25 protein-coding genes are annotated in these 23,603 nt (G+C 46.1%); 19 read left to right on the forward strand and 6 right to left on the reverse strand.

The features are described from left to right. Nucleotides 1–77: 77 nt before the first annotated feature. On the forward strand, nt 78–2,054 hold the full coding sequence (locus DIC78_RS15060; RefSeq protein ID WP_127696517.1) for a S9 family peptidase: 1,977 nt from the start codon (nt 78–80) through the stop codon (nt 2,052–2,054). 39 nt (nt 2,055–2,093) lie between these two features. Here DIC78_RS15060 and DIC78_RS15065 read toward each other — a convergent pair whose 3' ends face one another. Then, nucleotides 2,094–2,429, reverse strand: coding sequence for a NifU family protein (locus DIC78_RS15065; RefSeq protein ID WP_174754433.1), 336 nt, complete (start codon nt 2,427–2,429; stop codon nt 2,094–2,096). Between the two features lie 101 nt (nt 2,430–2,530). On the opposite strand from DIC78_RS15065, the gene DIC78_RS15070 reads away from it, so the two are divergent. Then, nucleotides 2,531–2,857 carry a YuzD family protein gene (locus DIC78_RS15070; protein WP_024122724.1) on the forward strand — a complete coding sequence of 109 codons (327 nt, stop codon included), beginning with the start codon at nt 2,531–2,533 and terminating at the stop codon, nt 2,855–2,857. A 20-nt stretch (nt 2,858–2,877) separates the two neighbouring features. On the opposite strand, the gene DIC78_RS15075 is transcribed toward DIC78_RS15070, so the two are convergent. Beyond that, nucleotides 2,878–3,945 (reverse strand): NAD(P)/FAD-dependent oxidoreductase, encoded by a 1,068-nt coding sequence (locus DIC78_RS15075; RefSeq protein WP_127696518.1) that lies wholly within the window; start codon nt 3,943–3,945, stop codon nt 2,878–2,880. 263 nt (nt 3,946–4,208) lie between these two features. Here DIC78_RS15075 and DIC78_RS15080 point away from each other — a divergent pair, with 263 nt between their 5' ends. The 4 genes from DIC78_RS15080 to DIC78_RS15095 all read left to right on the forward strand — a co-directional run bounded on the left by DIC78_RS15080 (nt 4,209) and on the right by DIC78_RS15095 (nt 7,214). Next, the gene (locus DIC78_RS15080) at nt 4,209–4,445 is read left to right on the forward strand and encodes a YuzB family protein (protein ID WP_010331736.1); all 237 of its coding nucleotides are present in this window, start codon (nt 4,209–4,211) and stop codon (nt 4,443–4,445) included. A gap of 136 nt (nt 4,446–4,581) precedes the next feature. Continuing rightward, nucleotides 4,582–5,796 (forward strand): NupC/NupG family nucleoside CNT transporter, encoded by a 1,215-nt coding sequence (locus DIC78_RS15085; RefSeq protein ID WP_127696519.1) that lies wholly within the window; start codon nt 4,582–4,584, stop codon nt 5,794–5,796. 122 nt (nt 5,797–5,918) lie between these two features. Then, the gene (gene dapF / locus DIC78_RS15090) at nt 5,919–6,773 is read left to right on the forward strand and encodes a diaminopimelate epimerase (protein WP_095713996.1); all 855 of its coding nucleotides are present in this window, start codon (nt 5,919–5,921) and stop codon (nt 6,771–6,773) included. Between the two features lie 78 nt (nt 6,774–6,851). Then, a complete protein-coding gene (locus DIC78_RS15095) occupies nt 6,852–7,214 on the forward strand; it encodes a HesB/IscA family protein (protein ID WP_010331733.1) in 363 nt (120 codons plus the stop codon). A 53-nt stretch (nt 7,215–7,267) separates the two neighbouring features. Here DIC78_RS15095 and guaC read toward each other — a convergent pair whose 3' ends face one another. Then, a complete protein-coding gene (gene guaC, locus DIC78_RS15100; RefSeq protein ID WP_106019496.1) occupies nt 7,268–8,248 on the reverse strand; it encodes a GMP reductase in 981 nt (326 codons plus the stop codon). A gap of 279 nt (nt 8,249–8,527) precedes the next feature. Between guaC and DIC78_RS15105 the strand changes: the two genes are divergently transcribed. Then, the gene (locus DIC78_RS15105; RefSeq protein WP_024122719.1) at nt 8,528–8,668 is read left to right on the forward strand and encodes a hypothetical protein; all 141 of its coding nucleotides are present in this window, start codon (nt 8,528–8,530) and stop codon (nt 8,666–8,668) included. Between the two features lie 40 nt (nt 8,669–8,708). Here DIC78_RS15105 and yumC read toward each other — a convergent pair whose 3' ends face one another. Continuing rightward, a complete protein-coding gene (gene yumC, locus DIC78_RS15110; RefSeq protein WP_024122718.1) occupies nt 8,709–9,707 on the reverse strand; it encodes a ferredoxin--NADP reductase 2 in 999 nt (332 codons plus the stop codon). 330 nt (nt 9,708–10,037) lie between these two features. Between yumC and DIC78_RS15115 the strand changes: the two genes are divergently transcribed. The 4 genes from DIC78_RS15115 (at nt 10,038) to DIC78_RS15130 (ending at nt 12,712) form a co-directional block, all read left to right on the forward strand. Further along, nucleotides 10,038–11,258 (forward strand): NAD(P)/FAD-dependent oxidoreductase, encoded by a 1,221-nt coding sequence (locus DIC78_RS15115; RefSeq protein WP_029441137.1) that lies wholly within the window; start codon nt 10,038–10,040, stop codon nt 11,256–11,258. Between the two features lie 174 nt (nt 11,259–11,432). Next, complete coding sequence (locus tag DIC78_RS15120) at nt 11,433–11,576, forward strand: YuiA family protein (RefSeq protein ID WP_024122716.1); 144 nt, start codon at nt 11,433–11,435, stop codon at nt 11,574–11,576. A 51-nt stretch (nt 11,577–11,627) separates the two neighbouring features. Further along, on the forward strand, nt 11,628–11,948 hold the full coding sequence (locus tag DIC78_RS15125; RefSeq protein WP_024122715.1) for a YuiB family protein: 321 nt from the start codon (nt 11,628–11,630) through the stop codon (nt 11,946–11,948). A gap of 104 nt (nt 11,949–12,052) precedes the next feature. Beyond that, on the forward strand, nt 12,053–12,712 hold the full coding sequence (locus DIC78_RS15130) for a 3D domain-containing protein (RefSeq protein ID WP_127696520.1): 660 nt from the start codon (nt 12,053–12,055) through the stop codon (nt 12,710–12,712). 32 nt (nt 12,713–12,744) lie between these two features. On the opposite strand, the gene DIC78_RS15135 is transcribed toward DIC78_RS15130, so the two are convergent. Next, a complete protein-coding gene (locus DIC78_RS15135; RefSeq protein ID WP_044158979.1) occupies nt 12,745–13,221 on the reverse strand; it encodes a divergent PAP2 family protein in 477 nt (158 codons plus the stop codon). Between the two features lie 155 nt (nt 13,222–13,376). Here DIC78_RS15135 and DIC78_RS15140 point away from each other — a divergent pair, with 155 nt between their 5' ends. Together DIC78_RS15140 and DIC78_RS15145 are read left to right on the forward strand one after the other, a co-directional pair. After that, on the forward strand, nt 13,377–14,879 hold the full coding sequence (locus DIC78_RS15140; RefSeq protein ID WP_095713992.1) for a leucyl aminopeptidase: 1,503 nt from the start codon (nt 13,377–13,379) through the stop codon (nt 14,877–14,879). Between the two features lie 144 nt (nt 14,880–15,023). Further along, entirely contained in the window at nt 15,024–16,352 is a 1,329-nt protein-coding gene (locus DIC78_RS15145; protein WP_127696521.1) for a Na+/H+ antiporter family protein, read from the forward strand. A gap of 71 nt (nt 16,353–16,423) precedes the next feature. Here DIC78_RS15145 and DIC78_RS15150 read toward each other — a convergent pair whose 3' ends face one another. Beyond that, a complete protein-coding gene (locus DIC78_RS15150) occupies nt 16,424–17,026 on the reverse strand; it encodes a biotin transporter BioY (RefSeq protein ID WP_024122710.1) in 603 nt (200 codons plus the stop codon). Between the two features lie 100 nt (nt 17,027–17,126). Between DIC78_RS15150 and DIC78_RS15155 the strand changes: the two genes are divergently transcribed. From DIC78_RS15155 to DIC78_RS15180, 6 genes are all read left to right on the forward strand, one after another. Continuing rightward, entirely contained in the window at nt 17,127–17,723 is a 597-nt protein-coding gene (locus DIC78_RS15155) for a sulfite oxidase-like oxidoreductase (RefSeq protein ID WP_095713990.1), read from the forward strand. A 212-nt stretch (nt 17,724–17,935) separates the two neighbouring features. Further along, nucleotides 17,936–18,799, forward strand: coding sequence for a ferri-bacillibactin esterase BesA (gene besA, locus DIC78_RS15160; RefSeq protein WP_106019492.1), 864 nt, complete (start codon nt 17,936–17,938; stop codon nt 18,797–18,799). Nucleotides 18,800–18,986: 187 nt separating this feature from the next. Continuing rightward, nucleotides 18,987–19,772 (forward strand): 2,3-dihydro-2,3-dihydroxybenzoate dehydrogenase, encoded by a 786-nt coding sequence (locus DIC78_RS15165; RefSeq protein WP_024122707.1) that lies wholly within the window; start codon nt 18,987–18,989, stop codon nt 19,770–19,772. Nucleotides 19,773–19,797: 25 nt separating this feature from the next. Then, a complete protein-coding gene (dhbC, locus tag DIC78_RS15170) occupies nt 19,798–20,994 on the forward strand; it encodes an isochorismate synthase DhbC (protein WP_127696522.1) in 1,197 nt (398 codons plus the stop codon). Between the two features lie 28 nt (nt 20,995–21,022). Next, on the forward strand, nt 21,023–22,642 hold the full coding sequence (locus tag DIC78_RS15175; protein ID WP_106019490.1) for a (2,3-dihydroxybenzoyl)adenylate synthase: 1,620 nt from the start codon (nt 21,023–21,025) through the stop codon (nt 22,640–22,642). 25 nt (nt 22,643–22,667) lie between these two features. After that, on the forward strand, nt 22,668–23,603 hold the full coding sequence (locus DIC78_RS15180) for an isochorismatase (RefSeq protein ID WP_095713986.1): 936 nt from the start codon (nt 22,668–22,670) through the stop codon (nt 23,601–23,603).

Here is a 23,603-nt window from a genome sequence, read left to right on the forward strand (position 1 = left end):
GGACGCTTTTTTTCTTCCTGATATAAAGGGATTTTTATTTAGAAAAACGAAATACATGTAAAAAGGAGGAGATTGATATGAAAAAGCTGATGACCGCCGAAGATATGACAGCCATTGTCTCGGTGACAGACCCTCAATACGCCCCGGACGGCAAGCGTGCGGCTTATGTGAAGTCACAAGCAAACAAAGAGAAAGATTCATATACATCAAATATATGGGTATATGATACGGATAGCGGGACGTCCGCTTCTTGGACATACGGAGAAAAGCGAAGCACTGATCCTAGATGGTCTCCGGACGGACGCCAGATTGCGTTTGTTTCTGACCGTGATGGCGATGTGTCTCAGCTTTATATAATGAGCGCTGAAGGCGGTGAGGCAAAAAAACTGACTGATATTCCGTATGGCGTGTCTCAGCCGGTATGGTCTCCGGATGGAGAGTCAGTGCTTGTCACGGTCAGCCTGGGAGATGAAGAAAGTGTTTATGATCAAGAGAAAACGGAACCCGACAACTTTGAACCGGTTGAAGTGCATGGTTTAGCCTATAAACGGGATGGAAAAGGGCTGACGAGAGGCGCGTATGCGCAGCTTGTGCTTGTCAGCGTGAAGTCTGGTGAGGTAAAACAGCTGACTAATGAAAAAGCTGACCACTTCGATCCGGCTTTTTCTCCTGACGGCAAATCTCTCGTTTTTTCGGCTAATTTGACTGAAACGGATGATGCCAGCAAGCCGCACGATGTCTGCATGGTATCGCTGGAGACTGAAGATCTCAAGCTGATTACCTCTCATCGCGGCTCATTCGGACCCAGCTCTTTTTCGCCGGACGGAAGGTACCTTGCTTTGCTTGGGCATGAACAGGAATATCGGAATGCAACGCTAGAAAAAGCGTGGCTTTATGATATAGAGCTAGACCGCCTTACGTGTCTCACTGATATGCTGGACGTTCACTTAGCGGATGCGTTGATTGGAGACTCACTGATAGGAGGAGCTGAACAGCGCCCGGTTTGGACAAAAGACAGTCAAGGGTTTTATGTCATCGGCACAGAACAAGGCAGCACGGGAATCTATTATGTTTCTATAGAAGGACTCGTATATCCGATTCGGTTAGAAAAAGAATATATCAACAGCTTTTCCATTCATCCTGACGAACAAAGCTTTATTGCCAGTGTGACAAAGCCTGGCAGACCTAGTGAGCTATACAGCATTCCGCTTGGACAGGAAGAAAAACGGCTGACTGATGCGAATGACAAATTTGTTGACGAGCACCTCATTTCGTTACCTGAAGACATTCAATATGTGACAGAAGACGGAATGACGGTGAACGGCTGGCTGATGAAACCTGCTCATGCTGCAGAGGGCAAAAACTATCCGCTTATTCTCAATATACACGGCGGTCCGCATATGATGTACGGGCATACATATTTTCACGAATTTCAGGTGCTGGCGGCGAAAGGATATGCAGTGGTTTATGTAAATCCAAGAGGAAGCCATGGCTACGGACAGGAATTTGTGAACGCAGTCAGAGGGGATTACGGCGGAAAAGACTATCAGGACGTGATGCAGGCAGTGGATGAGGCGATCAAAAGAGACCCGCAGATAGATGCCGAGCGGATAGGGGTCACAGGCGGAAGCTACGGAGGCTTTATGACCAACTGGATCGTGGGGCAGACAAATCGTTTTAAAGCAGCTGTCACTCAGCGTTCGATTTCAAACTGGCTCAGCTTTCACGGCGTTAGTGATATCGGCTATTTTTTCACGGACTGGCAGCTTGAGCATGACATGTTTACCGATACAGAAAAACTGTGGGACCGTTCCCCTTTAAAATATGCGGCAGACGTGGAGACGCCCCTTTTAATTCTTCATGGCGAACGTGATGACCGGTGCCCGATTGAACAGGCTGAACAGCTTTTTATCGCCTTGAAAAAAATGGACAAGGAAACCGTGCTGGTCCGTTTTCCGAAAGCGTCGCATAATTTGTCACGCAGCGGACACCCGGGACAGCGGATCAAGCGCCTGGCCTATATAAGCTCATGGTTTGACCAATATCTCTCATAAAAAAAGCCAGGCTGATCAAATATCAGCCTGGCTGCTTTATTAAAAGACTTGTTCTACTTCAATTACACCAGGCACTTCTTCAAGAAGAGCGCGTTCAATTCCGGCTTTCAGCGTAATTGTTGAACTTGGGCAGCTGCCGCACGCGCCTAGAAGACGAAGCTTAACAATACCTTCATCAACGTCTACAAGCTCACAGTCACCGCCGTCACGAAGTAAAAACGGACGAAGTTTGTCCAGTACTTCCTGCACCTGTTCTTTCATTTCAACTTCAGTCATGACATTCGCTCCTTTCGTCGTCATAAAACCATTATATTCAGTGTAACAATAAAAATCTATTGTTTGGTTTGCAGAATTGCTCCCATTATTATAGCACATTCAGACTTGAACACAAAAACGGTTTTTTTCTATAAAAACGTCTTTTGTCTCTGTATACTTAATAGAAAGAATGTAATGCAGAGAAATGGGGGCACTTATCAATGACCAAAACAGTCATGCTCAGCGTATATGGGGCAGAAACCGTTTGTGCAAGCTGTGTCAATATGCCGACGGCTAAAGATACATATGAATGGCTTGAGGCTGCGCTGAAAAGAAAATATCCGAATCAGCCTTTTGAAATCCAATACATCGACATTTACGAGCCGCCTGACGTCGAAAACGTAAAACAGCTTGCGGAAAAAATCAGAAATGACGAATATTTTTATCCGCTCGTCCTCGTAGAAAATAAAATTGTCGGAGAAGGCAATCCGAAATTGAAGGATGTATATGAGGAAATGGAGAGATACGGTTATACAGAAAACCGCTGACTTCATCAGCGGTTCTGCTATTATCCGTTATGGTGTTTGTACATCCACAGCAAGCCGGATTTCAGCAAACGCGGAACACGGCCGATCAGCGGCCGGTCAGCAACAAGTCCGAAGCCGGCTTTTTTCCCGAGTGAACCTAAAACGCCTTTCAGCTTAAACTGAGGCATTGATTCAGGAAGGGCTTCACCATTCCATCGTTTTTGCAATATTTGGACAATCTGTTCTGCTTGAGCTTCTGCCAGCTGGGCACTCGGTGCGTGAGGAAGGCTGGCACAATCTCCGACAACGTACAGATGTTCATCACCCGGGACATTGTGATGAGGGGTTAACACGACACGGCCTTGTGCGTCCTTTTCCACATCCAAGTCTCTGACGACTTTATTCGGCTGTATGCCGGCTGTCCATACGACGGCGTCTGCGGAAATTGCGTCATCGTGGTTATACACAACGCCTTCTTCTACTCTTGTGATATTTGCCCTGTTAATAATGCGGACACCGTGCTCTTCGAACCATTTTTGCACATATTTGCTCAAACGCTCGGGAAAGCTTGATAAAATGAGATCTCCGCGGTCAAACAAAATAATGTTCAGATCGTCACGGCTTTCTCTTAATTCACTTGCAAGTTCAACGCCGCTAAGGCCTGCTCCGACAATGGCAACAGTCGCTTCGGCGCATAAGTTGTTCAGCTTTTGATAGGTTTCGCGGGACTGATCGATGGTTTGAATGCTGTAGGTGAATTCGGGCGCTCCCGGCACGTTATGATATTTATCCTCGCAGCCGAGCCCGATCACTGCGTCATCGTAAGAAATCGGTTCGCGGTCATGGAACAGCACTTGTTTTTGTGCAATATCAATTGATGAAATATCGCCGTACTCGACATCCAGGCGAGGGTGCTCTGGGAACGTCACTCTGATATGGTGGTCAGAAATTGTGCCTGCGGCAAGGGCATAATATTCTGTTTTTAAGCAGTGATAAGGATTTCTGTCAATTAACGTGATTGAAACATCATGAGGCAGCTGGTTGGGCAATAAGCGATGAAGAACACGCATGTTTCCGTAACCTCCGCCGATCAAGACCAATTTTTTCATTTGAATTCCCCTTTAACCCGAAGAGTATGATAGACACATTGATGAAAAATACGAACTTTGTAAAATAACATCTAGAATTATATCGAATTTGATCTAAAATCACAATATTAGTTTCAAAATAACCTACAAATTAGCCTTAAAACACAAATTAGTAAAACGTTATTGCAGGAATGATATGTTACGATAATAAATTTTAATGCGTTCGTTGTCTTTGACGAATAGTGAAAAATTCGCGATAATGTTCATATGTGAGGTGAAACCGCATGAATCCAATGATTGAATTTTGTGTCAGCAATCTGGCTCACGGCTCTCAGGAAGCCCGAGCGATTTTAGAGAAAGATCCGAATCTGGATGTTCTTGAATACGGCTGTTTAAGCTATTGCGGGAAATGTATGGAATCACTATTCGCTCTAGTAAACGGAGAAGTCGTTACGGGTGAAACACCTGCTGAGCTTGTTGAGAATATATATACATTTATTGAAGAAAACCCAATGTTTTGAAGAAAAGGGCCTGTCTCAGGCCCTTTTTTATTTTGCGGTACAAAAGTACTGAAAAAATGTGTAGACATCAAAAAATATTATTGTTATCGTATAAAAGATTTGTTTTAAATAAATTTTAAGAGGTGTAGGTGTATTCATGAATGTTCTTTGGGGACTGCTCGGCGCAGTTGGGATAATCGCCATCGCGTTTTTATTTTCAGAAAAGAAAAGCAATATTAGAATAAGAACCGTCATCGTTGGTTTATGTATACAGGTGGCGTTTGGATACATCGTGTTGAAATGGGAAGCGGGACGCGCTGTTTTTTTATGGTTTTCAAGCCGTGTACAGCTTCTGATTGATTATGCGAATGAAGGCATCAATTTCATATTTGGGCCGCTTTTAAAAGTCGGCGACAGCCCGGCGTTTGCATTAAGTGTACTGCCTGTTATCATTTTCTTCTCAGCACTGATCGCAGTTTTATATCATTTGAAAATCATGCAGCTCATTTTCCGTGTGATCGGCGGCGGATTGTCGAAGCTTCTTGGGACAAGCAAAACGGAATCTCTTGCGGCTGCTGCTAATATTTTTGTAGGGCAATCGGAATCTCCGTTAGTGATCAGGCCCCTCATTGCAGGACTGACGCGCTCTGAACTGTTTACAATTATGACGAGCGGTCTATCGGCTGTTGCGGGTTCAACTTTGTTTGGCTACGCCCTTCTCGGTATTCCGATTGAATACTTGCTCGCGGCGAGCTTCATGGCCGCTCCTGCGGGTCTGGTTTTCGGAAAATTAATCATTCCTGAAACGGAAACGCCGCAAACAGTAAAAGGCGATTTCAAAATGGATGAAGGCGAAGGAGCGGCCAATGTGATTGACGCAGCTGCAAAGGGTGCGTCAACAGGTCTGCAAATTGCGCTGAACGTTGGGGCGATGCTGCTTGCATTTGTCGCATTAATCGCCGTGGTCAACGGTATTCTCGGCGGTGTTTTCGGTTTGTTCGGTTTAAAAGATGTCACATTAGAATCTATCCTCGGCTATGTGTGTTCTCCAATCGCCTTTATGATTGGTGTGCCATGGCATGAAGCCTTGCATGCCGGAAGCTTTATCGGCCAGAAATTGGTGCTGAATGAGTTTGTCGCTTATTCTAACTTCGGTCCGCACATCGGCGAGTTTTCTAAAAAAACCGCTACGATTATCAGTTTTGCGTTATGCGGGTTCGCAAATTTCTCTTCGATTGCGATTATGCTCGGTACGCTTGGCGGTTTAGCGCCAAGCCGCCGCTCAGATATCGCACGCCTCGGGTTAAAGGCTGTTCTGGCGGGAACATTAGCCAATCTGCTGAGCGCGGCTATTGCCGGCATGTTCATATAAAAGATAAAAGCTCCTTGCGTCATTGCAAGGAGCTTTTATGTATGAAAAACGGGGGATAATTGTATTGTGTCCGTTTATAATAGCTTTTATACTAAGAAAAAGAGAAAAAGTTGGAGGCATCTATGAACTCATTTCGATTTACCAAAATGCACGGACTTGGAAACAGCTATATATACGTGAATCAATTTGAAGAACAACTGCCGGAAGAACAACTGTCTGAAATAGCGGTTCAAGTGTCTTCCGTTTATACAGGGATCGGCTCCGACGGAATGATCCTCATATGTCCTTCAGATCAAGCACCTGTCAAAATGCGGATTTTTAATAATGACGGGTCTGAAGGGAAAAACTGCGGCAACGGTTTGCGCTGCGTTGCAAAATACGCGTATGAGCATAAGCTGGTTGAGGAAACATCTTTTCTGATTGAAACCCTCTCCGGGCTTGTGAAAGCAGAGGTTCAAGCTGAAAACGGAAAAGTGAATGTTGTCACTGTCGATATGGGTGAACCGCGTCTGACAAAAGCCGAGCTTCCGATGCTTGGCGGCGGTGAGGAGCAAACCATTAATGAAACAATGACATTTGGCGAAGCTGAACTAAAAGGCACCGCGGTTTCCATGGGCAATCCGCATATCGTTTTTCCGATTGCCGATATTGAACAGGCACCGCTGACGACACTGGGACCGGTGATTGAAAAAGATCCAAGATTTCCGGAAGGTGTGAATGTCGAGTTTGTGGAAACCGTGAATGAGCATGAACTGCACTTCCGCGTGTGGGAACGGGGATCAGGCATCACACAGGCTTGCGGAACAGGCGCTTGTGCAGCGGCTGTCGCATCTGTTTTAAACGGCGTATCAAGACGAAATGAAGACATTACGGTTCATTTAGCGGGCGGAGATTTGGTCATTAATTGGAAAGAGAACGGCCATGTGATGATGACAGGTCCGGCAGAGACTGTTTGTGAGGGCGTCTATTTTTTATAAAACAGCTAGTTTGAGAAATGAGCCGATCAAGTTTATAATAAAAGACAACATCCGGTTTCTAAAAGGAGGTTCACATTAATGAGCAACCCTGTAACAATTACAGAAGCAGCAGCTTTGCATATAAAAGATATGATGAAAGAGCATGAAGAAGAAAACGCGTTTCTGCGTGTCGGCGTTAAAGGCGGCGGCTGCAGCGGTCTTTCATACGGAATGGGCTTTGAGCATGAAAAAAGCGAAGCAGACAGTATGTTTGAGGAGCACGGCATTACTGTTCTCGTTGACAAAGAAAGCCTTGATATCATGAACGGCACTATTATAGACTTTAAGCAATCCATGCTTGGCGGCGGTTTTACCATCGATAATCCAAACGCCATCGCCTCATGCGGCTGCGGTTCTTCTTTCAGGACAGCGACGAATGCAGGTAAACCAGAAGAGTGCTAATAATAGAAAAAGCCAAGTCAAGCGGCGAGCCGCTGACTTGGCTTTTTTTATTTTTAATACTTATCTCCATTAAAAATCGAATTCTTCACGATGACATAATCCACATTGCGGATAGCCTCCAGCTTAGTTCCGCCAGCATAAGAAATAGAAGATTGAAGATCCTGTTCCATTTCAATCAGCGTATCCATGATTGCGCCTTTATGCTCTACGTGCATTTTTTTGCCTTCGACATTTTTCTTTTCGCCTTTTTGATATTCAGAGGCTGAGCCAAAGTATTCTTTGTAGAGCTTTCCGTCTTTTTCAATGGTTTGTCCCGGTGATTCCTCGTGTCCGGCAAATAGTGAACCGATCATGACCATGGTAGCGCCGAATCGAATTGATTTTGCGATGTCGCCATGGGTGCGGATTCCGCCATCCGCGATAATCGGTTTGCTGGCGGCTTTTGCGCACCAGCGCAGCGCGGCTAATTGCCATCCGCCTGTGCCGAAACCGGTTTTAATTTTCGTTATACATACTTTTCCCGGTCCGATGCCGACTTTTGTGGCATCCGCTCCGGCATTTTCGAGCTCTCTGACCGCTTCCGGTGTTCCGACATTTCCCGCGATGACAAAGCTGTCCGGAAGATGTTTTTTGAGGTGTTGAATCATCTCAATGACGGCATTGGAATGTCCGTGAGCGATGTCGATGGTCACGTATTCAGGGATCAGATTTTCTTCTGCCAAGTGACGGACAAATGCATACTCCTCATCTTTGACCCCAACGCTGATAGAAGAGAATAGGCCGCGTGCGTTCATGTCCTTTATAAAGTCAATCCGTTTTTCAGGTTCAAAGCGGTGCATCACATAAAAATAGCCGTTTTCGGCTAATGAAACCGCAAGTTTCTCATCTATAATCGTCTGCATATTGGCAGGAACGACGGGCAATTTAAATGTACGTCCGCCTAAACGTACGGATGTATCACATTCAGAACGGCTGTTCACAATGCATTTTGCAGGAATTAGTTGAATATCTTCGTAATCAAACACATTTTCCATAGAATCCACTCCTAAATACGAATATTTATAATGAATATATACCAAATGTTCGCCTTGTATAATGTACTCTGTTTTAGGGAGGATGTCAAACGATTTATCTGATGATGGATGTGATTCAGGTGCGGAAGCTTGTCATTCAGGATGAGTTTGGGTATCATAGTCTTAACGAATGATCTCATAGAGCGGATGATAAAACGCTAATATATAAGTTCAGCACAGCTTGGTCCTACAGCACCAGGCTTTCTTTATGACATGGATATGTGAAAGGAGCGAGTGGAGATGACTCAAAACGAAGAACAAACACCGAAGTCCCAAAAGATCCAAGACCGCATTATCATGGCCACGATCTGGGTTGTAGCAGCCCTTGTGATTGCGCTGGTTATCGGAACTGCGATGAATTATATAAATATCTTTAAATAAAAAAGGAGCTGTGTCATCTTGACACAAACTCCTTTTTTTATTATTTATTTTCAAAAAGACTTGTAGAGTGCAGAGGCTGTACGCGAGCTTTCGGGTCCATGTAAGCTTTCGCGTTGTTAACAGCTGTCGGTGCTTCGCCGAAGCCGCTTGCGATCAGGTTGACTTTTCCTTCGTATGTGCAAATGTCACCTGCTGCGAAGAAGCCTTCGATATTTGTTTCCATCGTTGATTTGACGACAATGGAATTTTTCTCAATTTCAAGTCCCCAGTTTTTAATCGGTCCAAGAGATGAGACGAAGCCGTAGTTGACAATTAAGTCATCGATTTCTAAAATCTCTTTGCGCTCGCCTTTCACTTCCTCAAGCACAAGCTGCTCGATTTTGTCTTCTCCGATGAGCTCTGTCGGAACAAATGGAGTCAGGACATTCACTTTAGATGCGTGAAGGTTTTCCACACTGTGCTCATGCGCGCGGAATTTATCGCGGCGGTGAACGATGGAAACTTCTTTTGCGATTGGCTCAAGCATAAGCGCCCAGTCAACCGCTGAATCTCCTCCGCCAAGAATCGCAACGCGTCTGCCGGCGAATTTTTGTAAATCATCAACGAAGTAGTGAAGGTTTTTGCCTTCGTATTGTTCGGCTGTTTCAAGCTCGAGCTTTCTTGGTTTGAATGCGCCGTTTCCTGCAGTGATGATGACCGTTTTAGAGTAATGGGTTTCTTCGTTTGTCACAAGCTTAAACACGCCGTCTGCTTGTTTTTCAACAGATTCAACCGCTTGCTCTAAACAAATCGTTTGGTCGAATTTCGCCATTTGCTCTTTTAAGTTGTTCACTAGCTCTTGGGCGCGGATTTTCGGGAATCCTGCTACGTCATATATATATTTCTCAGGGTACAGGGCACTAAGCTGTCCGCCAAGCTGAGGCAGGCTTTCGATAATTTTGACGCTTGCCTGTCTCATGCCACCGTAAAAAGCGGTGAATAAGCCGACCGGTCCCCCGCCTATAATTGTAATATCATAAACCTTTGTATCCTCTCGCATACGAAAATTGCCTCCTAAATGAAAATTGTTATTAATTATACCATATTGCTCTTAAAATTGACGAGTCAGCAGAAAAATTTGCGAGTGCATTGTATGCGCATTCATTCTTGATCATATGCCCGCGGGCCGATACGATAAGAAAAAAATGAATTCATCTTTTTTCTGAATGTTTCATGAACCAGCCGGATACACATGATAGTAGTGCTATGGGTGTGGACTTCACAAAAAACTTTTCAATATATTTCATAAAATCCTGCCAATAAGCTGAAGATAACACAAATGATGATTTTTATATGCGTCTAACAGCAAAAAAAAGAGAAGGTGGATGTGATGGCATTGAATAAGCCCAAAATCGTGATTTTAGGTGCAGGTTATGGCGGATTGATGACAGTGACAAGGCTGACGAAGCATGTCGGTCCGAATGATGCTGATATTACGCTTGTGAATAAACACAATTATCATTACGAAACGACATGGATGCACGAAGCGAGCGCCGGTACGCTCCATCATGACCGCTGCCGTTATCAGATAAAAGATGTAATCAACCAGTCACGTGTCAATTTTGTACAGGATACCGTGAAGGCAATCAAAATAGACGAGAAGAAAGTTGTGCTTGCCAATGGAGAGCTGCAGTACGATTATTTAGTTATCGGCCTCGGAGCGGTACCTGAAACGTTCGGCATTAAAGGCTTAAAAGAATTTGCGTTTCCGATCGCCAATATCAATACATCTCGAGTCCTTCGGGAACATATTGAGCTGCAATTTGCGACTTACAACATCGAAGCTGAAAAAAGGCCGGACAGGTTAACAATCGTTGTCGGGGGAGCCGGGTTTACGGGTATTGAATTCCTTGGAGAACTGGCTGCCCGTGTGCCAGAGCTCTGCAAGGAGTATGACGTTGACAGAAGTCTTGTACGCATTATCTGTGTAGAAGCAGCGCCGACCGTATTGCCGGGCTTTGATCCCGAGCTTGTCGATTATGCTGTTCACTATCTTGAGGAGAATGGCGTTGAGTTTAAAATCGGCACGGCGGTTCAAGAGTGTACTGCAGAAGGAGTCACAGTCGGCAAAAAAGATGAGGAGCCAGAGCAAATCAAATCGCAAACAGTGGTGTGGGCGGCAGGTGTCCGCGGACATCCGATTGTGGAAGAAGCCGGCTTTGAAAATATGCGCGGCCGGGTGAAAGTCAATCCTGATCTTCGCGCGCCCGGACATGACAACGTGTTTATTCTCGGCGACAGCTCGCTGTTTATCAATGAAGACACTGACCGTCCTTATCCGCCGACCGCCCAAATCGCGATGCAGCAAGGGACTACGGTCGCTAAAAACATTGCAAAACTCATTAAGGGCGGCGAGCTTGAAGAATTCAAACCTGATATAAAAGGAACGGTGGCTTCTCTCGGCGAGCATAATGCGGTCGGAGTCGTGTACGGAAGAAAACTGAAAGGCACGCCGGCTTCTTTTATGAAAAAAGTCATCGATAACCGTTCGCTGTTTTTAATCGGCGGACTCGGACTCACACTGAAAAAAGGCAAGTTTAAGTTTTTCTAAAAACCCGCTCTCCGCGGGTTTTGTTTTATTAAAAAACGCCAAAATAAAAAGAGAACAAGAGGAAAATAAAAATGTTTCCGCTTACATCAAAAGATTTGTCACATGATCTGACTTTATCATTGACAGCTTGGTATGATATTATTATCTGAAAATTAAGAAAAAGGTGATGCTAAGATGAAAACCGCAACGACAACCGCTTCACAGGCATGCCCGTTTTGCTCAGGGAAAGGGTATTTTCAATTAATCCTCGGCGGTTCAGAAACTTGTCCGTCATGTCAGGGGACAGGTAAAGACAGTCATTCATTTTCCAGCCGTTGACTTTTTAAAAGCCCCCGCGGTACACTAAAAGTAACGCAGGGGGTGGGGGTTTTGATTAGTCTGCCAGTCGTTATCATCTCAATTGTTTTATTTTTTGTTTTGTTTTTTGGAATCGGTTTCTTATTAAACATGCTGCTGAGAATGTCCTGGATTATGGCTGTGATTTATCCGATTGTATGCCTTTTTATAATCAGCAAGGAAAAGCTGATCAGCTATATCCAATCGCCAGGCGAATCCTTTGCCAGCCTGTTTCAGAGAATCGTATCGTTAGCTGCTGCAGATGTATTGATTTTAGCCAGCGGTCTGGCCGGCGCCATTGTCTCAGGCATAGCGATCAACATGCTCAGAAAAAGAGGATATCAGATGTTTTAATGCCGCTTTCTTTCTAAAGAAAGCTTTTTTTTGTGCCTTCAGCGCATTCACCGTTTTGAATATTGCTCCCGCTATTTGGGAACAATGATTCGGAGGAGAGGTGAATAATGTTGAAAATGATCAGACATTTGCTGATGGCCTGTTTATTTCTGCTCGCGTTTGCCACGACATATTTAGCCATATCAGGAGTAGAGGCGAAGGACTTATCAAAATGGGTACAAGAAAATAATGAGAAGCACTCGAAGAATACAGGGCTGACATTAAAAGCATTGCAGCAGAAAAACGAAAAAACGATGTCCGCTGCAGCCAAAGCAAAAGACAAACCATTGGAAGAAGCCTTTGACTGGAACCAGTATCCAGCGCGAAAAGTAACGGCTACAGGCTATACAGCGGGAGTCGAATCGACGGGTAAAAAACCTGGTGATCCATTATACGGGCTTACATATTCAGGTGTTAAAGTGAAAAGAGATTTATACTCTACGGTTGCCGCCGATCCATCCGTTTTTCCGATCGGCACCATTTTATTCATCCCGAACTATGGTTTGGGCGTCGTTGCGGACACAGGATCTGCCATCAAAGGAAACCGCATTGATCTGTACTTTGAAACCGTTCATGATGTCTACAATGAATGGGGCAAAAAAACCCTGGACGTATATGTAATTAAGAAGGGGACCGGAAAAGTCACTGAGGATGAACTGGTAAAGCTTAATGAAACAAAATCATTGCAGGTGTTCAGAAATCATTACAAAACAGTGAAAGAATAAAACGCTTCAGCTGCGGCTGAAGCGTTATTTTTTTACAGAAAAAAGTATGCCAGTGCCAGTGTTAATAAAATTCCTGTCAATCCGCCAAAAAAGACCTCGATTGGCTGATGGCCGAGAAGCTCTTTCAGCTTTTTTTGTTTTTCTTTCTCTTCGGCTTTCGGGAAATCTTTTGCTTCATTCACAAAACGGTTAAAATCAATCACAAGTTTATTAATGACTGTTGCCTGCTCGCCGGCATGACGTCTGACGCCGGTTGCGTCAAACATGGTAATGACGGCGAAAATGGCTGAAACCGCAAAGAGAGAGGAACCTAATCCATGCTCTAAAGCTACGCCTGTAGAGAGCGCCGTAACAGCTGCGGAGTGGGAACTCGGCATGCCGCCTGTGCTTGTCACCAGCGACCAGTCCAGTTTTCTGGATACGATAAATTGTATCGGCACTTTAATGACTTGTGCAAAGATGATGGCAGCAAGGCTTGATAATAAAGGAAAATTCATAAAAAGTTCCATAGGCGACATCCTTTCTATATAAAAATCTTTCGTGTTACAAAAGAAAAAAGCAGGTCTTTGTCTGTTGTTTGATAAAATAAATGTAAGGAAAGAATGTTTTTCCTATTATACCATTGTTCATTACAAATACCCATTACGTTAGGAGTGTAAGCCTTATGTTTTATGCGGTTCAACAATTAGAGCATACTGAAACCCTAGTGGTCGGACTTTTTCAAAAAAGCCAGCTGACAGGCAAAGCAAAGGAAATTGATGAAAAACTGGAAGGCCATCTGACTCAGCTTCTGAAAGACGGTGATGTCTCTGCCAAACGGAATCAAGTATCAAAAGTATTCCCTCCGTCCTCCGCTGGTATGAAACGTATTTATTTCGTCGGTTTGGGAAGAGAGGCGAATTATTCATTTGAAGAGGCGAAGGAAAGCTTTGCCCATGTTTTTCAAGCCATTCATAAAGACAGAAAACAAGAGGCTGCCGTACTGCTTGACACATTTATTTGTGAAGAAGTTCCCGCAGCGGATGCCGCTCACGCATTAGCTGAGAGCTGCCTGCTTGCTTCTTATGAGGTGCAGGATTATAAGCACAAATCAAATGAGCCGGATAAACAGCTTGAATCCATCTATGCCGTCACAGATGAAGATACACAAGAAGTGCAGGCCGGTCTTCTTGTCGGCCGGGCATACGGGCAGGGCACAAATTCGGCGAGAACGCTTGTTAATATGCCGGGAAATATGCTGACAGCAACTGACTTGGCTTCTTATGCGTCCGAGCTTGCGGCGAAGTATGATTTTGAGTGTGAAATATTGGAGAAATCGGATATGGAAGAGCTCGGTATGGGCGCAATCCTTGCGGTAAACCAAGGCTCTGCCGAACCGCCCAAAATGATTGTCTTGAAGTATCAGGGCAAAAAGGAATGGGAAAACGTTATCGGGCTTGTCGGAAAAGGAATTACCTTTGACACAGGCGGTTACTCTATTAAAACGAAAACAGGAATTGTCGGCATGAAATCCGATATGGGAGGAGCGGCAGCGGTCCTTGGCGCAATGGAAACGATCGGCGAGCTTCGTCCGGAGCAAAATGTGCTGGCTGTCATTCCGTCAACCGACAACATGGTTTCAGGCGGAGCGATGAAGCCTGACGATGTCATCGTGTCATTAAGCGGAAAAACAATTGAAATCCTTAACACGGATGCAGAAGGAAGGCTTGTGCTTGCAGACGGCCTTACATATGCGAAACAGCATGGCGCGTCTGTACTTGTTGATGTGGCAACGCTCACCGGCGGCGTTGTTGTGGCATTGGGCACAGAAACAACCGGCGCCATGACAAATAACGAGAGCTTTTATCAGCGGGTGGCTGAAGCTGCGGAAGAGTGCGGTGAGGCCATCTGGCAGCTGCCGATTACAGAAAAGGATAAAAAACGTGTGAAAAACAGCCAAATGGCGGATTTAAACAATTCACCGGGACGGGAAGGCCATGCCATTATGGCAGGAACGTTTCTAGGTGAGTTTGCTGAAACGACTCCTTGGGTCCATCTTGATATTGCAGGCACAGCAACTTCAAGTAAAGCAAGCTGCTTCGGTCCGTCCGGTGCAACCGGCGTCATGGCAAGAACACTGGCTACGCTGGCAGAAAGATTCACAGCGGAAGAAGACGCAAAAGCATAATAAATATAGCCCTGCTGCGATTTCGCGGCAGGGTTTTTTTCTCCAAAATCTTTAGTTGACTAAAGTATCATGAATATGATACGATACGTTCGTACTTTATTTATCTACTACATTAGCAAACTAAAGGATTTTTGGAGGGGTATCATGAATGCAGTCGTAATCGCAGTGCTGCTTATGCTTGTCTTAAGTCTTCTGCGTGTCAATATAGTTATTGCTTTAATCATAGGTGCTTTGGCCGGCGGCTTAACAGGAGGACTCGGCCTGGGTGAAACGGTTAAAGCCTTTACAGAAGGGCTCGGCGGAAATGCCACCGTTGCAGTCAGCTACGCTATGCTTGGTGCGTTTGCTGCGGCTTTAACGAAAACAGGTCTTCCGGATGCTATGGTGGAAGCTTCTGTGAAATTAATTGGAAACAAAGAAGATACTCGAAAAAAGGCACTGTCTAAAGTGCTTATCGTACTGATTATTTTAATCGTAGCTTGTTTTTCACAAAACGTGGTACCGGTTCACATCGCATTTATTCCTGTGCTGATACCGCCGCTTTTGAAAATCTTTAATGAGCTTGAAATGGACCGCAGGCTGATTGCGTGTGTGATTACGTTCGGCTTAACGGCTCCTTATATTGTACTGCCTGTTGGCTTCGGCCAGATATTCCAAGGCATGCTGAAGGACAACATGGCCGATGCGGGTTTAAACGTTCCGCTTGGCGATATCCCGTACGCGCTGATTATACCGGTTGCAGGCATGGTTGTCGGTTTGATTTTATCAGTAATCGTTTATCGAAAACCAAAAGTGTATGAAACAAAAGAAATCTCAGGTGTAAAAGCATCTCCATATACGAAAAAAAGCCTGGGAATCGCGGTTCTCGCCATTTTAGTGTCACTCGGCGTCCAGCTTTATTTATCGCAGACATTGGGAGTAGAAGGGATGATTATGGGGGCGCTGGCCGGCCTGATTATCCTGTTTGTCAGCGGTGTAATGAAACGTGACGAAGCGGATTCATTGATTACTGACGGTATGGTATTAATGGCCTTTATCGGATTTGTTATGCTTGTTGCAGCCGGTTTCTCAAATGTATTGACAAAAACCGGAGATGTCGAGTCATTGGTCAAAACATCAGCTGGTATTATCGGGCACAGTCAGTCGCTGGGTGCATTGCTGATGCTGCTGGTCGGCCTGTTGATTACAATGGGAATCGGCTCATCTTTTGCAACGATTCCGGTGATCACAACGATCTTTGTGCCTCTATGTATGCAGCTCGGATTCAGCCCGATGGCAACGATTGCGATTATCGGAGCGGCTGCCGCGCTTGGCGACGCCGGTTCACCTGCCAGCGACAGTACACTTGGCCCGACTTCAGGTCTGAGTGCGGACGGACAGCATCACCACATTTGGGACACTTGTGTGCCGACATTTATCTTTTATAACATTCCGCTTGTTATTTTTGGCTGGATTGCGGCGCTTGTCTTATAGAAAAAAGGCTCTCCTTAACGGGAGAGCCTTTTTTGTTTATCATTTCAAAAAACCGTCCATCGGAACGGTTTTTAAGTGGACGATATTTGATGTCTGTTAAAGCCGGTTGCTTTATGAATAGAGCGGTAGATCGCAGGTGCGATAAACGTCAGCAGCACAGCCAGTGCCGTGTCTTTTACCATAAACCAAGTCATAAAGCCCCAAGCCGTGCCGTAGCTCACCGGTGTATGAATCCACAGCTTCAGCGCAAGATACATATAGGTGGTGCCGATGATATACATAATGGCCGTTCCGATAAGAGAAGCAATCAGAAAACGGATTTTACTTGGCTGAATTTTGCGTTCTAATAACCATCCAGCTGCGAATGCTGCAGGAATATATGAGATAATGAAGCCGCCGCTTTTACCTGCAAATGGTGCGAAGCCCGCGGAAAACTGAGCGAACACTGGTGCCCCGGCCAATCCGACAAGCGCATATACAAGCATCGCGATAGCAGCGCGTTTGCTGCCGAGAAGCAAAGCCGCCAAGAGGCAGAAAAACGGCTGCATCGACAGCGGAATGCCGGCAACTTGCAAAAAGGGCGCGACTGATGTAATGTTGGCGCCGACAGCCATAAGTGCGGCGAACATGCCGATCAGCGCCATATCACCCGCACGAAGTTTAGGTTGTTTCATCGTTGTTCCCCCTTAGGTTTACATACACAATCATAGAGTAATAAAGATCTGAATGATTGTCAACATAAATATAATTTAGGTTAACAAAAGGAGGATTTGCATGTATTTCGGAAAAATAAAACAGGCAGATCAGTCAGGAAGAGTGCCGCCCAATCAAAATGTGACGACTTCGTTTCCTGTGCTTCATACGGGGAACGTTCCGTATTATGAGGATATGACGAAGTGGAATCTGCAAGTATACGGATTGGTTGATCACCCGATGCTTTTAAGCTTTGAAGATATAAAAGCCTTTCCTCAGTGCGAATCAGAAAATGACATTCATTGCGTGACAGGCTGGTCGCGGCTTGATAACGTTTGGCAGGGGGTAAGGACAAGGGATATTGCGGAGAAAGCCGGGGTAAAAGAAGAGGCGGGCTATGTCATTTTACACGCGGAAGAGGGCTGGACGACAAATCTGCCGCTCGATGACTTTTTGGCTGAAACATCACTGCTCGCTTATGCGCATAACGGCGAACCTTTAACGCCTGAACACGGCTTCCCGCTGCGAGGGGTGTTTCCTCATTTGTATTTTTGGAAAAGCGCTAAGTGGCTGCGCGGCATCCAATTTACGAAAGAAAATCATCCTGGTTTTTGGGAGCAGAACGGCTATCATATGAGAGGCGACCCTTGGCAGAATCAGAGATTTACATGGGATTAAGGTTCTAGTAAACGTAGGATAATCAGCATCTTTTTCAGGATTTTATTTCCATATTGCTAGTCATCAGGTACCTTATTTAGATAAGGTGCCCTTTTTATTAAGGAAAAAGTTGACTTTGTTTGCCAGAAAACCTATTATTTGAGTTGTCTAGTTGATAGTGAAAATCATTATCATAAATGCAGCCAGTTTTAAGGAGAGGAATGTCGTACTGCATGAAAAAAACAGATGGGGCTAAAGGCGGGACCTACAACGCATTTACCATTCCGGGAACGGAAGTGCGTAAAATGTCTTCACGCAATGGCAGCCGCGGCTATCAGATCTTTATCTCAAAACCGAGCACAGAGCCGCCGCCTTCTGGTTATCCGGTTATTTATCTGCTCGATGCTAATTCTATCTTCGGTACAATGTCGGAAGCTGTTCGAGTGCAAGGGCGCCGTCCTGAGAAAACAGGGGTGATTCCCGCTGTAATTGTCGGTATTGGCTATGACACAACAGAACCGTTTTCTTCTGCGCGCCACCGGGATTTTACAATGCCTACGTCTTACTCGGAGCTGCCGGTAAGGCCTGACGGCAAAGAATGGCCGGCGCATGGAGGAGCGGGGGACTTTTTAAGGTTTATTGAGGAGGACCTCAAACCGGAGATTGAACAAGATTATGAGATTGACAGAAACAGACAAACGATCTTTGGTCACTCTCTTGGCGGGCTCTTCGTTTTGCAGGTGCTCTTAACGAAACCGGATGCATTCCAAACGTATATCGCGGGCAGTCCGTCCATTCATTGGAATAAACCATTTATTGAAAAGGAAACTGAGCGTTTCGTTTCCTGTTTAAAGAAAAACGATCAGCCTGTCAATCTTCTGCTTGCGGCAGGAGAATTGGAAAAGCATCATAAATGCCGAATGAACGATAACGCGAAGGAGCTTTACGAGCGGCTGTCTACTTTGACTGACCAAGGCGTACGGACAGAATTTTGCGAGTTTTCAGGAGAAGGACATATTTCGGTTCTTCCTGTTTTGGTCAGCAGGGCATTGCGTTTCGCGCTTCACCCTGACGGCCCGCACATATCAATGAGCTGAGAATTGTCTCAGCTCCCATATTTGTCACAAAAATTATATTTGACTGTCGGATGACATAAGGATATGATTATTTTTATAATTGATAATGATAATCATTATCAATTGATTGTGATTAATGGTAAGGTGAAGCAGTCTTTTTCGCAAAATGTCATTTTTGGCGTTACAAGCGAAGAAAGGAAATGATGAAATGAATGTAAGAGGTATAGAAGGCAAGATCGCATTGATTACAGGGGCTGCCCAAGGAATAGGTGAAGCTGTTGCGCGGACGCTTGCCGGTCAGGGGGCGCACATTGCTGCGGTTGATTACAATCCAGAAAAGCTTGAAAAAGTCGTGAACAGCCTCAAAGCCGAGGGATGTCATGCCGAAGCCTTTCCGGCGGATGTGAGAGACAGTGCGGCGATTGACGATATCACGGCTCGAATCGAACGTGACATGGGCCCGATTGACATATTGGTGAACGTAGCGGGTGTGCTTCGGCCAGGGCTGATTCATTCTCTCAGTGATGAGGAATGGGAGGCCACTTTCTCAGTGAATTCAACTGGTGTTTTTAACGCGTCGCGCTCAGTCAGCAAATATATGATGAACCGCAGATCCGGTTCGATTGTAACAGTAGGATCAAATGCAGCCGGTGTGCCAAGGACATCTATGGCGGCATACGCCTCATCAAAGGCAGCAGCCGTGATGTTTACAAAGTGCCTTGGCCTTGAGCTTGCAGAATACAACATTCGCTGCAATATTGTTTCTCCCGGATCAACGGAAACAGACATGCAGTGGTCCTTATGGGCTGATGAAAATGGAGCAGAGCAAGTCATCAAAGGATCGCTTAATACATTTAAAACGGGAATTCCGCTCAAAAAACTGGCCCAGCCTTCGGATATTGCTGATGCCGTGCTCTTTTTGGTTTCTGAGCAGGCAGGCCATATTACGATGCACAATTTATGTGTAGATGGCGGCGCGACCTTAGGCGTATAACTTAACTCAAAGGAGGTTTATGAAGATGTTGGAACAAAACGTTATATCTGAAACAAAGGCGGAGCATTTGCTTCGTGATTATCAGCCGGGCACTTTTTTCCTGGCTTCCCCTCACCGTGTGCTGCTTGGAAAAGGAATAAGTGAAACCGTGCCGGATGCAGACGGCCAAAACCAATTAGAAACCTTACCCAGCCGCATTGCTGAGGCGCTTAACAAAGCAAAGCAATCGGGGCAAAGCCGTCCGGTTGTTGTGGGAGCTGTTCCATTTGATCATTTGAAATCGCCCCGGCTCGTCGTTCCGGAGGAGGTACGGTGGTCGGGACCGCTTCAATTCGATCATGCCAACATCGAACAGCAGCGGGAACATACATATCAAATACAGCCTGTTCCTGCACCGGAGGACTATAAAAAAGGTGTAGAACAAGGATTGGCAAGCATTGCTGACGGCACACTCAGCAAAATTGTCCTGTCCAGATCGCTGCATCTGACATCATCTGAAGCGATACAAACGGGAGAACTGCTTCACCATCTGGCGCGGCATAATACACATGGTTATACTTTTGCAGCCGATGTATCCGGCCAAGATGATTCATCTTCCCATCGGACACTACTCGGTGCAAGTCCGGAGCTTCTCGTTTCGAGAATGGGAACTCAGGTGGTATCCAATCCGTTAGCGGGCTCTAGACCTCGCAGTGATGATCCTGTTGAGGACCAGCGCCGGGCCGATGAATTGCTTTCCTCCGCAAAGGATCTTCATGAGCATGCTGTTGTGGCTGATGCGGTTGCCGCCGGGCTGCGGCCTTTTTGCCGGACGCTGGACGTTCCGGAAAAGCCTTCGCTGATCCAAACTGAGACGATGTGGCATTTGTCCAGTGTCATTAAAGGAGAGCTTTCTGATCCGACTGTAACCGCGCTGGAACTAGCCGCCGCGCTTCATCCTACGCCGGCAGTCTGCGGAACACCGACTGGCCTTGCAAGAGAAGCCATCCGGGAAATTGAACCTTTTGACCGCGGTTTCTTCACCGGCATGGTAGGCTGGTGTGACGATGCAGGCGATGGCGAATGGATCGTTACGATTCGCTGTGCAGAGGCTGAAGAACGTTCACTTCGTCTTTTTGCCGGGGCCGGTGTTGTAGCCGGATCAAAAGCAGAGGACGAGCTCCAGGAGACATCCGCAAAGTTCCGGACAATGCTTCGGGCAATGGGTGTCAATCACATATGATCAGAAATAAATGCAGGAGGGAAACAGCATGCTGAATGGATTTACGCCGTGGCCCAAGGAGTTTGCGGAAAAGTACCGGGAGAACGGGTGCTGGGCCGGTGAGACTTTTGGAGACATGTTAAGAGACCGGGCTGCCAAACATGGCGATCGTATCGCGATTACATGCGGGGACACCCATTGGAGCTATCAAGAGCTTGACACAAGGGCTGACCGTCTGGCAGCCGGATTGCAGAAGCTCGGTATTAAACAAATGGATCGTGTAGTGGTGCAGCTGCCGAATATCGCGGAGTTTTTTGAAGTCATCTTTGCGCTTTTTCGGCTGGGAGCGCTCCCGGTTTTTGCATTGCCCTCGCATCGAAGCAGTGAGATTACATATTTTTGCGAGTTTGCTGAAGCGGAGGCTTATATCATCCCCGATTCTCATTCGGGATTTGACTACCGCACACTTGCCAGACAGGTTCAAAGCAAGCTGCCGTCCTTGAAACACGTCATTGTCTCAGGTGAGGCGGAGGAATTCCAGCCGCTTGAGGCATTGCATACAGAACCTGGCGAGCTGCCTGAAGTAAAATCTTCGGATGTGGCGTTTCTCCAGCTTTCTGGCGGAAGCACCGGCTTATCGAAACTGATACCGCGAACCCACGATGACTATATATACAGCCTGCGGATGAGTGCGGAGGTTTGCTGGCTTGATCACAGCACTGTGTACTTGGCCGCATTGCCGATGGCGCACAATTATCCGCTGAGCTCACCCGGGGTGCTAGGCGTATTATACGCTGGAGGAAAAGTGGTTTTATCTCCTTCTCCGAGTCCGGACGACTCGTTCCCTTTGATTGAACGGGAACAGGTGACAATAACAGCTCTTGTCCCGCCGCTTGCAATGGTATGGATGGACGCTGCTTCCTCACGAGATGACGATTTATCAAGCCTTCAAGTGCTGCAGGTAGGCGGCGCGAAATTCAGCGCTGAAGCCGCGCGCAAAGTGAAATCTGTATTCGGCTGCACCTTGCAGCAGGTCTTCGGAATGGCAGAAGGGCTCGTTAATTATACAAGGCTTGATGACCTGGAGGAAATTATTGTTAATACCCAAGGTAAGCCGATGTCTTCTTACGATGAAATACGTGTGTGGGATGACCAGGACCGTGACGTGAAACCTGGTGAAACGGGGCACCTGCTGACACGGGGACCGTATACGATCCGGGGATACTATAAGGCTGATGAGCACAATTCGGCTTCGTTTACCGAGGACGGCTTTTACCGCACTGGCGATCTAGTGAGACTGACACCCGACGGTTATGTTGTCGTGGAAGGACGGGCAAAGGATCAAATCAACCGCGGCGGAGAAAAAGTGGCGGCTGAAGAGGTTGAAAATCATCTTCTGGCGCATCCGGCTGTGCATGATGCGGCAATGGTCTCAATGCCTGACCAATTTCTTGGTGAAAGATCATGTGTTTTCATTATTCCCCGGGATCAAGCGCCGAAAGCCGCAGAACTCAAAGCTTTTCTAAGAGAGCGCGGGCTTGCAGCATATAAAATTCCAGACCGGATCGAATTTGTTGAGTCCTTCCCGCAGACAGGGGTAGGAAAGGTAAGCAAAAAGGCGCTTCGCGAAGCGATCGCCGAAAAACTTCTTGCAGGTTCAAAAAAATAGAAACGATTTGAAAGGGAGTGTTCAAATGGCTATTCCTGCCATTCAGCCGTATCAAATGCCGACAGCGTCTGATATGCCAACAAACAAAGTATCATGGGTGCCTGATCCAAATCGGGCAGTCTTCTTAATACACGATATGCAGAACTATTTTGTCGACGCGTTTACAGCAGGAGCGTCTCCGGTAACAGAGCTTTCAGCAAATATACGCAAGCTGAAGGATCAATGTGTTCAGCTCGGGATACCTGTTGTCTACACAGCGCAGCCCGGCAGTCAAAATCCGGAGGACCGGGCATTGCTGACTGATTTTTGGGGCCCTGGATTAAGCAGCGGTCCTTACGAGGAAAAAATTGTGGCCGAGCTTGCACCGGAAGACGATGATCTCGTATTGACAAAATGGAGATACAGCGCATTTAAGAGAACGAATCTGCTTGAGATCATGCGTGAACAGGGGCGCGATCAGCTGATCATCTCCGGAATTTATGCTCATATTGGCTGTCTCGTTACAGCATGTGAAGCGTTTATGGAGGATATCGAAGCATTTTTTGTTGCTGATGCAGTTGCGGACTTTTCACGGGACAAGCATAAAATGGCTCTTGACTATGCGGCTGGGCGCTGTGCGTTTACGCTGATGACCGACAGCTTGCTTGATCAGCTGAAACATACGCCTTCTGCGGCTCAAAAGCCATCAGAAAAAGCTGAAAAACATATATTTACCTGCGAGAGTATCCGAACACAAATTGCTGAGCTTCTTCAAGAATCGCCTGATGACATTGCAGATAATGAAGACTTACTGAATAGGGGACTTGATTCTGTAAGGATCATGACATTAGTTGAACAATGGCGCCGTGAAGGAGCCGAGGTGACATTCGTTGAACTGGCTGAACGGCCGACAATAGAAGAATGGCAGAAATTGCTTTCAATCCGCATTGAGAGAGTGCTGCCAAACGCGGACTATTTATAA

The organism is Bacillus halotolerans (assembly GCF_004006435.1).
GTDB classification, from domain to species: domain Bacteria; phylum Bacillota; class Bacilli; order Bacillales; family Bacillaceae; genus Bacillus; species Bacillus halotolerans.